The following is a 13,079-nucleotide window of genomic DNA, read 5'->3' as shown; positions in this document are numbered from 1 at the left end:
GGCCGGGGTCTGAGCCCGCGGGCATCCCGCCGGGCGGGATGCCCGCGCATGACGAGGGCCGTGAGGATGATCCTCACGGCCCTCGTCATGCGCGAGCCCTCCGCGGCCCGGCCGGGCGGCTCAGCGGCGGCCCGGCAGCGCGGCGACCTCGGACTCCGGCCGCCAGGTGGGCAGATACTCCCGCAGCCGCAGCACCATGCCCTGGCAGTAGGAGGCGTTGTGCTCCAGGCTGCGCTCGGGCATGAACGGCAGCTTCCGCCCGCGCGGGTGGTCGAGCACCAGCCGGGTGAGGTGCTCCTGGCCGGCCTCCAGGCCGGTCACGTCGAGGTCGATGAGGAGGGCGGCCAGGTCGGCGGGCATGTCGACGACCGAGGCCGTCCTGCCGTGCGGCTCGACGCGCAGCTCGGTGAAGTCGTAGCCCGGCGGCTTGGGCCTGGCCAGGTAGATGTAGGGCCTGGCCAGCAGGTCGAGCTCGAACGCGGCCCGTGCCCCGGCGTCCCGCCACCAGGACTGACCGCGGGCGAAGTCGACGAGCAGCCCGTCGAACTCCTCGCGGTGCGAGTGCAGGACGAGGTGCGCGACCATCCCGAAATTATGGAAGTCGTAGTTCCAGAGTTTCTGCACGGAATCGCGGAAGAAACTGGCGACCTCGGTGTCGGTACGGCTCTCGAAATACGTCGCGGCGTCGGTGAAGAAATCCTCCAGCCGCCTTATTCCGGACCTCTCCAGATAATTGGCGAGGTAATACAGGCCGCGTAGGTTGTAGAGCGAGTGGACGGCGTAGTAGAACCAGGTGCCGCGCTCGCACTCCGTGCGGCTTACCCAGTTGGTGCCGACCACCACGTCGGCTTCCGTGACATCACTGGGAACGCGTTCCACCTGCACTCCGAGAAGCTCCCGTTTGGCGTATATCGAGGTGTTGTGCAGCAGGAGTTGCGGATAGACGATGAGCGTGTCGGCACGGAGCCGGCACAGTTCCGCGATTCCCTCCTTGTATGACTCCAGGGTCTCTCCGGGAAGCGGCCAGATCAGCTCGATGTAGGAGCTGATGCGCTTCTCCCTGAGCGTTCTCTGCAGTTCGGTGTAGGTCGCGGGCTTGATGTTCGAGCGGTCGACCAACTCCAGGGTCCTGGAGCTCATCGACTGCAGGGAGATGGGCTGGCTGGTCAGCAGTCCTCCCTGCACGAGGATCTCGGTGATCTCGGCCATCCGGTCGGGCTTGTTCTTGGCCGCGGCCATCGAGACCATCACCGGGTAGCCGTTCTCCTCGCTGCACTCCACCAGGTGGCGGGTCAGTTCCACGTCGCGCGGGGCCATGCCCCAGTTGGCGTCCGCGATGAAGATCGACACGAAGTCGTGCTTGCTGATCCAGGTGATGTCGTCGCGGACCCGCTGGTCCTCGAACTTGTGGACCTTGTCGTTGGTCGCCGCGCCCCAGAAGCAGAAACCGCAGCTGAACGGGCATCCGCGGTTGGTCTCCAGGATGGCGGTGGTGTACTTGCCCTCCTCGAAGACGCCGGAGGTGAAGGGCGAGGGCACCTCCATCAGGTCACGCACCCGCTCGGCGGCCTCGGTGGTGACGAGTTCCCCCGACCGCCAGAAGCTGATCCCGTCGACGGCCGAGAAGTCGGGGTCGCCGCCGATCACCTGGCGCAGGTACTGCAGCATCGTCTTCTCGCCCTCGCCGTTGCAGACGACGACGTTCTCCTGTTCGGGGGCGACGTACTCCTCGGCGTGCAGCATGACCTGGGGACCGCCGAGGATGAACCGGGCCGCCGGGAGCCGCTCATGCAGCGCGGCCAGCACCGCGCGCGCGAATCCGATGTTCCAGATGTAGCAACTGATGGCGTAGACGTCGCTGCGCTTTTCCAGGAGTTCTGCGATCACCTCATTTCTGTCCGCGGACACCGGGGCGGAGAAGATCTCGAAATCACATCGCGGCCCCACCTCCGGATCGTGCTGTGCGTAAGCCTGCATGTAACCGGAGGCAAGGGGCAGGATGGCCTCGAATGCAGACAGCTCGACGAATGTGACTTTGGTGTTCATGACGCTCGTCCCTGCGTAGTCCGAGTAATCGCTGAAGCCGATCGGATGGAATCCGCTCATGCTTTCACAGGGGGACGGGGCGGACAACGCGCGCCAATTGCGGACACCACTCGCGTGTTACGGTTCTGGAAACCTCGATAACCACGGAGGAGAAACCGTATGCCGACTCACGACTACGAGACCGGCCTCGGGACGCTCTCACTCGACGACCGGATCGCGGAGCATCTCGAAAAGACCTTTCAGGACCCCTGGGAAATCCGCAAATTCTCCCATGATTTCCGCAGGAACGGCTACGTCAAACTGCGGAATGTGGTCTCCGAGGAGGTCAAGGATCTCGTCTCGGACGAGGTGGAGCGCCTGCTCGACCTGCACGCGCGCCGGATCGACATCAACCTCAAGGAGACCAGCAACTCCCCGCGCAAGATGAGCACGGTCAGCCAGCAGTCCATCGCCGGCGACAGCTCCCTGATCCCGGAGCTCTACGACTCCCCCGCCCTCAAGGGCTTCCTGGGCCGGCTGGCGAACGAACCCGTCGTCAACTGCCCCTGGGACGAGGAGAAGTACGTCATCATCCGCCAGGAGAAGCAGGGCGACACCCACGGCTGGCACTGGGGCGACTTCAGCTTCACCCTCATCTGGATCCTGGAGGCGCCGAGCAGCGAGTACGGCGGCATGCTCCAGTGCGTTCCGCACACCAACTGGGTGAAGGAGGACCCCCGGGTCCACGACCACCTCATCCGCTACCCGATCAGCACCTACGCCCACCAGAGCGGCGACATCTACTTCCTGCGCTCCGACACGACGCTGCACCGCACGGTCCCGCTGTCGGAGGACCGCACCCGGATCATCCTCAACACCTGCTGGGGCAGCGAGTCCGACGCGAAGAAGGAGCAGTCACACGAGACCATGGAGGCGATGTTCAGCTGAGCCCCGGGACGGTCCGGGCTCGCCGGCCACACCCACCGGCGCCCGGCCCCGAGGAGTCCGGGAGGAGGGGAACGGCCCGGTCCACGACCGGGCCCGTCCCGACGCCGGGCTCAGCTCCGCCTGGATGGAGAGGGCACCGGTGATGGCGTCTCCGGTACGACCTGTGCCCGGGGCCGGCCCGGCAGGAGCGGGATGGCGGCCAGGATGACCGCGATCACGGTGACGGTGAACCAGAAGACGCCGTGGAAGCCGGCTGTCGCGTCGTCGGCGGTCTGCAGGATGAGCGTGACGACGGCGACCCCGATCGCGGCGCCGAGCTGGTTGAGCATGTAGAGCACCGAGCTGCCCTGCGCCACCATCGGGGCGGGCAGTGTGCGATACAGCGATCCCATCGTGGGGGCGCTGAAGAAGCCCATGCCCAGGCCGATGGTGAGGGCGCCCAGCACGGGCCACACCTCGGGGGTTTCCGCTCCGATCCGGGTGAAGGCCAGCGCGCTGAGGGCGGCCACGAGCGCGCCGCCGCCCGCCAGCCCGCGAGCGCCGAGCCGGTCCGACAGCCGTCCGGCCAGCGGCATGGCGATGGAGCCGCCGAGGCCCACGGGCGCCATCAGCAGCCCGGCGGCGAACACGCCGTACCCGTGCGCCTGCTGGTAGTACAGCGGCAGCGCGAAGAAGACGGCGAAGTTCGCGAGGCCGCCCAGGCCCATGATGGTGACGCTCGCGGTGAAACCGCGGCCGGCGAACAGTCGCAGGTCGATCAGGGGTGGCGTGCGCCGGGTGCGGAACGCGTGGATCGTGTAGCCGATCAGCAGCGCGGCACCGGCGGCCAGCGGGCTGAGCGCCTGCCAGGCGGTGAACGTGCCCTGCTCGGCCGTCTGCGACAGGGCCAGGATGAGCGCCGCGAAGCCCGGACCGATCAGGGCCAGGCCGATGACGTCGAGCCGGACCCGCGGCTGCCGCTCGGCCGGCGGGTCGGTGGGCAGCACGCGCAGGGCGAGCAGCAGGGCGATGACGCCGACGGGCACGCTGAGCAGGAACATCCATCGCCACTGCAGTCCCTGGAGGATGGCGCCGCCCAGGATCGGCCCGAGGACCGGGCCGAGGGAGAGGACCACGCCCATCAGGCCCATCACGCGTCCCGCGCGATGCGGACCTGCGGCCCGGGCCAGCAGGACCAGCACGAGCGGGTCGAGGAGGCCGGCGCCGAGGCCCTGGACGACGCGGAAGACGATCAGGCTGCCGACGTCCCAGGCCAGCCCGGAGGCGAGCGATCCGGCCAGGAACAGCAGGAGGCCGATCAGCCAGAGCCGCCTGCCGCCGAACCGGTCGACGGCCCAGGTGGCGAAGGGGATGGTGGCCGTGACGGCCAGCAGGAAACCGGTGGAGGCCCAGCCGATCGTGCTCAGCGAGGTGTCGAAGGCGGCGGCCAGGGTGTCGGTGGCGACGGCGGCCATCGTGCTGTTGAGGATACCCAGCAGCCCGCCGAGCAAAATCACGCCGATCAGCCGCAGCAGTGCCGGATCCAGCCGGTCGTCTCGCGGTTCTGTCATGGGTTCTCTCCGCTTCGATCACAACGAACTAGACCAGTGAGACCAAATTAAGAGACCCATGAGTCTTAGTCAATCTGGTCTAAAAAACCAGACCGATTAGTCCAATCAGGTGGTTCGGGAAGTATGATGCGGCCTATGAGCGGAATCTCGGCCGAACAGAGCTCCTCCGTCAGCCCCTCCGTCGCGCGCGGACGCATCGACAAGCGGCAGGCGATCCTGGATGCCGCGTTCACGGTGTTCGCCCGCCAGGGGTACGCCCAGGCCGGGGTGGACATGATCGCCGCCGAGGCGGGCGTCGCCAAGGCCACCGTGTACAACCACTTCGGCGACAAGGAGACCCTGCTACGCCAGGCGATCACCGCTCAGGCCGACAGGGCGCTGGCCAGGAACCTGGCCGTACTGGAGCGGCTCACCGAGCACGGCGAGCCACGCGCCATGCTGGAGGAGGTCGGCCACAGCCTGCTCCAGTGCTACTGCGACGATCGTTCCTGGGCACTGCGGCGGCTGCTCTCGGCGGAGCTCAACCAGTTCCCCGACCTGCTCGACATCGTCCAGGGGCGCGCGGCCGAGCGCGTCGCCCAGGCCCTGACCGACCGGCTGGCCCGGCTCACGCTCGCCGGTCGCCTGCACGCGATCGACCCGGCACAGGCGGCCGAACAGTTCAACGCCCTGCTCACCGGCCCGATGGAGGCCAGGTCCCGGCTGGGAACCCGCCAGGTCGGCGACGCCGAACTGCGAGCCGTGGCCCGCGCCGCCGTCCACACGTTCCTGCGGGCCTTCGGCCCCGACGCCCGTTAGGCCCCTGCCCCGCGGACCCTGCCGTGGCGAGGATCGGTCAGCCGGGCCGTGCCACCAGGGCCCCGCACGCCCTGCGGATCATGGAAGTGCTCGTACGCCGGCCCTGTTCACGGCCGCCTCGATGCCGTCCAGGAGGACGGCGAGACCGGCCGCGAAGGTCTCCTTCGCCTCCTGTTCCAGGTAGGGCACGCTCTCGTCCTCGGACTGGTAGGCACCCTCGCTGTCGAGCCAGGTCAGCGTCGGGAACCGCTCGGCGAAGTCCGGCGCGACCTCCTCCAGCAGGGCCGAGCGGGCGTACCACCACTCCTCGTCGGACATCCCGGTCGCCGCCGGGGCCTGGCGCGACTCCGCGACCGTCTGCGCCGCCGCGCGCACGAAGTGGAACAGCACCCCGACGAGGCGCCGCAGCACCCCGGCCGTAAGGCCCGTCTCGCGGAGGATGCGCAGCGCCGTCTCCAGCATGACGTACTCGTTGGGGCCCAGCACCGGGCGCGCCTGCGAGACCTGCAGCACCCACGGGTGGCGCAGGTAGAACGCCCAGGCCTCCTCGGCCCAGGAGGTCACGGCCGCCCGCCAGCCCGCCCCCAGCTCATAGGAGGTGGGCAACTCGGCCAGGGCCCGGTCGTACATCAGGTCGACCAGCTCGCTCTTACTGGGCACGTAGGTGTAGAGGGCCATGGCGGTACGGCCGAGCCGTTCACCCACCGCGCGCATGGAGAGCGCGGCCATCCCCTCGGAGTCGGCGACGGCGATGGCCGTATCCACGATCACATCCACGCTCAGACCGGGCTTGGGGCCGGGGCGCCCCTCTTCCGACCTCGAGGTATGCCACAGCAGTGCCATCGAACGGCGCGCGTCGCCCTGTCCGGCGAAGACGACCAACTTGCCACTCCTTACGGCATAAACTAACTTTACCGGGCTATCTCTTTACACCCTAAGGATATCAAGGGAGAAGGTCAGTGTTCCCCTCCAGCCCCACCCCCACCGACGACCACGACACGCGGCACGGCCGGGCCGCCGCGGACAGCCACGACGTGATCGAGGTCCGCGGCGCCAGGGAGAACAACCTGGCCGACGTCTCGCTGGACATTCCCAAGCGCCGGCTCACCGTCTTCACCGGGGTATCCGGCTCCGGAAAGTCCTCCCTCGTCTTCGGCACCATCGCCGCGGAGTCGCAGCGGCTGATCAACGAGACCTACACCGCCTTCGTCCAGTCGTTCATGCCGAGCCTCGGCCGGCCCGACGTCGACGCCCTGCGCAACCTGAGCGCGGCGATCGTCGTCGACCAGGAGCGGATGGGTGCCAACTCCCGCTCCACGGTCGGCACGGCGACCGACGCGCAGACGATGCTGCGGATCGTCTTCAGCCGGATCGGCACCCCGCACGTCGGCACCTCGACCGCGTTCAGCTTCAACAGCGCCGAGGGCATGTGCCCGAAGTGCGAGGGACTCGGCCGGGTGTCGGACGTCGACGTCTCCCAGCTGGTCGACGTCGACCTCTCGCTCAACGAGGGAGCGATCACCGCCCCGAACTTCAATGTGGACTCGTGGTACTGGCAGTCGATAGCCCACTCCGGATTCTTCGACCGCGACGTCAAGCTGAAGGACTACACCCCGGCCCAGTGGGAGGACTTCCTGCACAGACCCGCCACCAAGATCAAGATCGGCACCATGAACACCACCTACGAGGGGCTCCTGGTCAAGGTGCGGCGGCTCTACCTCGCCAAGGACCGCGAGTCCATGCAGCCGCACATCCGGGCGTTCGTGGACCGGGCCGTGACGTTCACCAGCTGCCAGGCATGCGGCGGCACCAGGCTCAACCCCGCCGCACTGGGCTCGAAGATCAACGGCCGCAACATCGCCGACTGCGCCGCCATGCAGATCAGCGACCTGGCCGACTTCGTCCGGGACATCGAGGACGAGTCGGTACGGCCGCTGATCGCCACCCTGCGCAACACCCTGGACTCGCTGGTCGAGATCGGCCTGGGCTACCTGAGCCTGGACCGCGAATCCGGCACCCTGTCCGGAGGCGAGGCCCAGCGGGTGAAGATGGTCCGGCATCTCGGCTCCAGCCTGACCGACGTCACCTACGTCTTCGACGAGCCCACGGTGGGCCTGCACCCGCACGACATCGAGCGGATGAACGGCCTGCTGCTCCGGCTGCGCGACAAGGGCAACACGGTCCTGGTGGTCGAGCACAAGCCGGAGACGATCGAGATCGCCGACCACGTGGTCGACCTCGGTCCCGGGGCCGGTTCGTCCGGCGGGCGGATCTGCTTCACCGGCGACGTGGCCGGGCTGCGCGCGTCGGATTCCCTGACCGGCCGCCACCTGGACCACCGGGCCCGCCTGCGTGAGAAGGTACGGCAGCCCAGCGGGCAGCTGTCCATCACCGGCGCCCGCCTGCACAACCTGAAGGATGTGAGCGTCGACATCCCGCTGGGCGTGCTGACCGTGGTCACCGGCGTCGCCGGCTCGGGCAAGAGCTCGCTGATCCACGGCTCGCTCCCCCTCCGGGACGACGTCGCGGTGGTCGACCAGGCCCCGATCCGGGGGTCGCGCCGCAGCAACCCGGCCACCTACAGCGGGCTGCTCGATGCGATCCGTACCGCCTTCGCCAAGGCCAACGGGGTCAAGGCCGCCCTGTTCAGCGCGAACTCCGAGGGGGCCTGCCAGAACTGCAAGGGCATCGGCCTGGTCTACACCGACCTGGCGATGATGGCCGGGGTGGCGTCGGTGTGCGAGCAGTGCGAGGGGAAGCGGTTCACCCCCGAGGTGCTCACCCACAAGCTGCGCGGCAAGGACATCAGCGAGGTGCTGGCCATGTCGGTGGCCGAGGCCCGCGACTTCTTCGCCTCCGGCCCGGCCCGCGCCGTCCTGAACCGGCTCGCCGACGTGGGCCTGGGCTACCTCAGCCTGGGCCAGCCGCTCACCACCCTGTCCGGCGGCGAGCGGCAGCGGCTCAAGCTGGCCATCCGGATGGCGGAGAAGGCCACCACGTACGTGCTGGACGAGCCGACCACCGGCCTGCACCTGGCGGACGTGGACCAGCTCCTGGCCCTGCTGGACCGGCTGGTCGACGACGGCAACACGGTCATCGTCATCGAGCACCACCAGGCGGTGATGGCCCACGCCGACTGGATCATCGACCTCGGCCCGGGTGCCGGCCACGACGGCGGCCGGGTGGTCTTCACCGGCACTCCCGCGGACCTGGTCTCCACGGGTGACTCGCTCACCGCCCGGCACCTGCGTACCTACCTACCGGCGGCGCGGGCTTCGGAGAACGGCTGAGCACGGCGCGGCGGCGGTTCAGCTTCCCAGATGGCCGCCGCCGTGCCACACGAAGCACACGCAGGGGGACCGTACGTTCAGACCCCTTCGGCGCCGTGGCCGATGGCGATCGCGTCAATGTGGCGGGCAAACTCGAACAGTGGACTCAGCCAGCCCACAGCTCAGAACCGTCACGGGGGCGTTTTGGCCCGGTACGAAAATTCACCCCACGTACCTTCGCAGAGCGGTGATGTCCTCGACGCGGCGCTGGTGGGTGGCGGCGAGCGGAGTGGCGTTGAGCGTGGTGACGCCGGACTCGGCGAACGCGGCCAGTCGTTCGGCCACCCAACCGGGAGCGCCGACGAGCGCGACGCCGTCGACGAGTCGCCGCGGTACCGCGGCCGCCGCCGCCTTCCTGCGGCCGGCCAGGAAGAGCTCCTGAACCTCGGCGGCGGCGTCGGTGAACCCGAAGCGCCCGGCGAGGTCGTTGTAGAAGTTCTTTCCCTTCGCTCCCATGCCACCGATGTACAGTGCCAGGTGCTCGCGCACCTGCTGCCGGCCTGCGGCCAGTTCGGCGTCGTCCTCGCTTATGAGCACCTTGGCATCGACGATGACGTCCAGCGGGGGCAACTCCGCCGACCGCTTCGATCGACCTGCTCGCAGCGCGTCGGCGAACGCCTCTCCCGCCCGTTCCGGAAAATAGAAGAGTGGCTCCCAGCCATCGAACAACTCGGCGGCCAGTTCGACGTTCTTCGGCCCAAGGGCGGCCAGCATGACGGGGATCCGGTCGCGCACCGGGTGATTGATGAGCTTCAGCGGCTTTCCGAGTCCCGAGCCGCCTTTCTCCGTTGAGAGGGGGATGTCGTGGTACGTGCCGTGGAATTCCACCGGCTCGCGCCGCCAAACCTGGTGGCAGATCTCCACCACCTCGCGGGTCCGTGCCAACGGGGCGTCGTGCCGTAGCCCGTGAAAGCCCTCGATCACCTGGGGACCGGACGCACCGATGCCCATCATGAAGCGCCCACCCGAGACGTAGTCGAGTCCAGCGGCAGTCATCGCCAGCAACGTCGGTGTGCGGGAGTAGATGTTGAGGATCGAAGAGCAGAGACGCAAGGTCGAGGTCTTCGCGGCGATGTAACCCAGCTGGCTCACCGCGTCGAAGGTGTAGGCCTCGGGTAAGAAGACGACATCCAGACCGCCTTCTTCGTACTCTCGCAAACCCTCGACCGTCTGGTGGAAGTCGCGCGCGTAGTTGATGGGCATGCCGATTCTCACGGGTGCCCTCCTGTGCGCGCAGCGGGAGGGGTCCGGTGGAACTCCATCGGGATCCGGTTCGGATCGAGCTTGACGTCGACCAGAAGCGGCCAGGTTTCGGCCGCGATCGCGTCCGCGACGCGCTGGAAGTCCGCGAGTTGACGGACCTCCACCCCGTGTCCCCCAAGGCTTCGCGCGACCGGGGCGAAGTCCGGCCAGTCGAAGTAGGAGGTGGCGGGATCGTGACCCCGCTTGACGAAATGGTGGTGCTCCGCCCCGTAACAGCCGTCGTTCAACACGACGACGAGCAGCTTGAGTTGCCGGCGGACAGCCGTCGTGAACTCGGACAGACCTCCGAGCATGAAGCCCCCGTCACCACTGACCAGGACGGAGAGCCGGGCCGGGTCAGCGAGGGAGGCCCCCATCGCCAGGCTGAGACCGAGCCCGATCGATCCCATGCTCATCGTGTGCACGTAATCTCTCGGAGACGCGACCGAGATGCGCCGCACCGATTCAAAGAAGATCCGGCCGCCGTCGACGGTCAGCAGGCGATCTGGGGGAAGCAGCGAATCCAGCAGTTCGAGGCTCTCGATGTACTCGACCGTGTCGGGACGCCGGTCGCCGGACATCTCGGCGGAGGTCTCCGAGCCGGCCGGTCCGGCCTCGGCGGGACCGGCGGTATCCCAGAGCGGCCGGTCGGAATCGATGCCTCGCGCCGCCAACTCCTCCAGCAGTGCCCGCGCCGTCGGTGCCGCGCTGCCGTGAATGGAAGGTGTGGAATGGGCCTTCGCCGCATCGGTGTCGATGTGGACGACGTGCTTGCCGTGTGTCGCGGCTCCCTGGGAGGTGGTGTAGGAGTTCAAACTCGCCCCCATGGCCACGATCACGTCGGCCGCGTCGAAGTACGCGGCCGACCGGCCGGCCCGGAGGCCCCCGAAGATCCCGAGGTCGGCGGGTTCGCCGCGAAACAGCTCCTTCGCTCGGAGGGTCGTCGCCACCCGAGCGCCCAGGCGACGGGCGAGGGCGAGCATCGCGGCGCGGTCCGCTTCGGCGGTTGCCCCGCGCCCCGCCAGGATGAGCGGGCGACGCGCCCGCAGGAGCACGTCCGCCGCCGTCCGGACCGCCTCTCGGGTGGGCAGGACCTCCGCGTCGGACCGGTCCGCCCGCGCGATCTCGGACAGGGCCCCGGACAGGGAGCAGGGCTCGTGCGCGTAGTCGGTGGGGATGCCCACGACGACGGGCCGCGCGGAGCGGCGGGCGCGACGGAAGGCGAGGGAGAGAACGTCGTCCGCGTCCTCCAACTGTGCGAGCCTCAGATACTCCGCTCCGGACGAGCGCACGATCTCGTCCGTGGGGACGCACTGCACGTTGTCGTCGTCCCAGGATGGCGTCTCCCCCGCGAACAGCACGAGCGGCAGATGGGACCGCGTCGCGTCGGCGAGCGCCGTGACGGTGTTGGTGATGGCCCCCTGCGTGATGGTGGCAAGGCCCACACGGTCCGAGACACTGGCGTACCCCGCCGCCATCAGCACCGCGGCACCCTCGTGGGTCACGGCGACATAGTGTCCCCCGCGCCGCACGAACGAGTCGACGAAGAACAGGTTGCTGTCACCCGTCACTCCGAAGAGCGGCGTCTCCAGCTCGGCGCACACCCGAGCAAGTTCCGCGTGGAACGAATCCACAGTTGTCCACCTTTCTCCAGCGAACTACATCGAACTGAGCCAGGTGGGATGTTGCACCGGCTGAGATCCCGGGCAGCGGGAACCCCTACGCGGGTACCTGTCGTTGAGCGATCAACCTGACAGGAGCGCCGCCCTGGTACGGCGAGGAGGCGTCACACGAAGTGCGGACCGACTCAGCGCGCGGCCTGCTCTTCCGCGAGGTGGAAGGACCCGGTGAAACCGAACTCCTCGATGGCGGTACGCAGCAACGCGAGCGTCGCCCCTCGGTCCGTGGGGAGCCGCAGTCCCGGCTGGGCGTGGCGCACGAGAATCGAGATGTCGTACTCGTCGGCGAAGCCGGACGCGCCGTGGAACTGCTGCGTCGTGCGAAGCGTGTGCTTGACGACCCGCTGCGCCTCCAGGCGCACGCTCAGGGCGTCGACCAGCGATGGGGAGGTGTCCGTGAACGTGCTCCACAGGCTGAAGCGGCACAGCAGGTCCAAGCCCTCCAGCCCGACGGACAGATCGGCCAGGCCGTGCCGGATCACCTGGAAGTCGCTGAGGGGGTGACCGAACTGGTTGCGGACCTTGGTGTGCTCGATCGCGAGCCTGAGTGCCCGCTGCCCGATCCCGAGCAGGTGGTAGGCCCCGAGCACCAGGCCGAGCCGCCGGTCAAGCACGGACGCCGCGCCGCCCGCCACGGGCCGCAGCCGAACCGTCATCGCGAACGGTGCGACCTTCGAGTCCACGGCGGCGGCGGGCTCCGCGTCGAACAGGTCTCCCCCGAGGGTCGCGGCCGTCCAGGTCCCGGCGGCCGGGGCGTGGTCGATGATGGGATGGCGGGCGTCGACGAGCGAGAAAGGCGTCCCGGCGGACGTCCGGAGCAGGACCCCGACCAAGGGGAACGGCACGGCGTGGCTCCCGCCCACCCGGCACAGCTCAGCAGCGGCGACGGCATCGTCGAGACCGCTGCGCGGGTCGATGTCGTACAGCCCGATACTCGCCAGGCACTCCTCCGCTCTGGCCGCGGGACGCCGGTCCGACTCCGCGCCACGCGCCAGATCCACGCCTCCTGCGCTGCGCAGCGCGCTGTCGGCGACGCGTCCGAAGTCCAGTGCCGCTTCCGGCAGTTCCATCCGCATCAGCCCACCGCCTGGCGGCCGAGCAGCTCACGCGACACGATCTCGCGCTGAATCTCGATCGTTCCGGATGCGACCGTCGCGGCCTGGGCGTACCGCCAGTGGTCTTCGAACGCGCCGTGCGACGGTGCGCCGGCCGCCGGACCAAGGAGGGAACGCGGCCCGAGAAGCTGAGACACCACCTCGGCCACCTGTTGATCACATGTGGTGGACGCGATCCGCGCCTGACTGGCTTCCAGGTCGACCATCTTGTTCCCTTTCTGGCGCTCGACGACGCGATAGGCCAGCAGGCGCGCCACCCGGACCTGGACCAGAGCGCTGGCCCAGGCGTTTCTGACCAGTCCGGGTGATGACGAGGAACGTCGGGCCCGGCATCGCGATCATGGAGTCCCGGTCGCTGGAGGAGGTTCAGACCACCCTCGCGGCCCTGGCCTG

Annotated in this window: 10 protein-coding genes; 3 read left to right on the top strand and 7 right to left on the bottom strand. The window is 68.7% G+C overall.

Annotated features, from left to right (window positions below; all coding sequences use genetic code 11):
* Positions 1 to 120: 120 nt before the first annotated feature.
* Complete coding sequence (locus tag ACWD3H_RS46730) at positions 121 to 2,046, bottom strand: B12-binding domain-containing radical SAM protein (protein WP_451959665.1); 1,926 nt, start codon at positions 2,044 to 2,046, stop codon at positions 121 to 123.
* Between the two features lie 159 nt (positions 2,047 to 2,205).
* Here ACWD3H_RS46730 and ACWD3H_RS46725 point away from each other — a divergent pair, with 159 nt between their 5' ends.
* Positions 2,206 to 2,973 (top strand): HalD/BesD family halogenase, encoded by a 768-nt coding sequence (locus tag ACWD3H_RS46725; protein WP_451959664.1) that lies wholly within the window; start codon positions 2,206 to 2,208, stop codon positions 2,971 to 2,973.
* 110 nt (positions 2,974 to 3,083) lie between these two features.
* Here the strand turns inward: ACWD3H_RS46725 and ACWD3H_RS46720 are convergent, their stop codons facing one another.
* Positions 3,084 to 4,523 carry a DHA2 family efflux MFS transporter permease subunit gene (locus tag ACWD3H_RS46720; protein ID WP_451959663.1) on the bottom strand — a complete coding sequence of 480 codons (1,440 nt, stop codon included), beginning with the start codon at positions 4,521 to 4,523 and terminating at the stop codon, positions 3,084 to 3,086.
* Between the two features lie 135 nt (positions 4,524 to 4,658).
* Between ACWD3H_RS46720 and ACWD3H_RS46715 the strand changes: the two genes are divergently transcribed.
* Positions 4,659 to 5,321, top strand: coding sequence for a TetR/AcrR family transcriptional regulator (locus tag ACWD3H_RS46715; protein WP_451959662.1), 663 nt, complete (start codon positions 4,659 to 4,661; stop codon positions 5,319 to 5,321).
* Between the two features lie 78 nt (positions 5,322 to 5,399).
* Here ACWD3H_RS46715 and ACWD3H_RS46710 read toward each other — a convergent pair whose 3' ends face one another.
* Complete coding sequence (locus ACWD3H_RS46710; protein ID WP_451959661.1) at positions 5,400 to 6,203, bottom strand: TetR/AcrR family transcriptional regulator; 804 nt, start codon at positions 6,201 to 6,203, stop codon at positions 5,400 to 5,402.
* A gap of 77 nt (positions 6,204 to 6,280) precedes the next feature.
* Between ACWD3H_RS46710 and ACWD3H_RS46705 the strand changes: the two genes are divergently transcribed.
* Entirely contained in the window at positions 6,281 to 8,611 is a 2,331-nt protein-coding gene (locus ACWD3H_RS46705) for an excinuclease ABC subunit UvrA (RefSeq protein ID WP_355556430.1), read from the top strand.
* Positions 8,612 to 8,812: 201 nt separating this feature from the next.
* On the opposite strand, the gene ACWD3H_RS46700 is transcribed toward ACWD3H_RS46705, so the two are convergent.
* The 4 genes from ACWD3H_RS46700 to ACWD3H_RS46685 all read right to left on the bottom strand — a co-directional run bounded on the left by ACWD3H_RS46700 (position 8,813) and on the right by ACWD3H_RS46685 (position 12,943).
* Positions 8,813 to 9,865 carry an LLM class F420-dependent oxidoreductase gene (locus ACWD3H_RS46700; protein WP_451959660.1) on the bottom strand — a complete coding sequence of 351 codons (1,053 nt, stop codon included), beginning with the start codon at positions 9,863 to 9,865 and terminating at the stop codon, positions 8,813 to 8,815.
* Positions 9,862 to 11,526, bottom strand: a complete 1,665-nt coding sequence (locus ACWD3H_RS46695; RefSeq protein ID WP_451959659.1) for a thiamine pyrophosphate-binding protein — start codon at positions 11,524 to 11,526, stop codon at positions 9,862 to 9,864. Before ACWD3H_RS46695 ends, ACWD3H_RS46700 begins: the two co-directional genes overlap by 4 nt.
* A 173-nt stretch (positions 11,527 to 11,699) precedes the next feature.
* Positions 11,700 to 12,641, bottom strand: a complete 942-nt coding sequence (locus ACWD3H_RS46690; protein WP_451959658.1) for an acyl-CoA dehydrogenase family protein — start codon at positions 12,639 to 12,641, stop codon at positions 11,700 to 11,702.
* Between the two features lie 5 nt (positions 12,642 to 12,646).
* Positions 12,647 to 12,943: an acyl-CoA dehydrogenase family protein gene (locus ACWD3H_RS46685; protein ID WP_451959657.1), complete on the bottom strand. Its 297-nt coding sequence runs from the start codon at positions 12,941 to 12,943 to the stop codon at positions 12,647 to 12,649.
* Positions 12,944 to 13,079 lie beyond the last annotated feature (136 nt).

The organism is Streptosporangium sp. NPDC002607 (assembly GCF_053592655.1).
The sequence above is the reverse complement of the archived record's forward strand: the minus strand, read 5'-3'. Positions and strand labels throughout refer to the sequence as shown.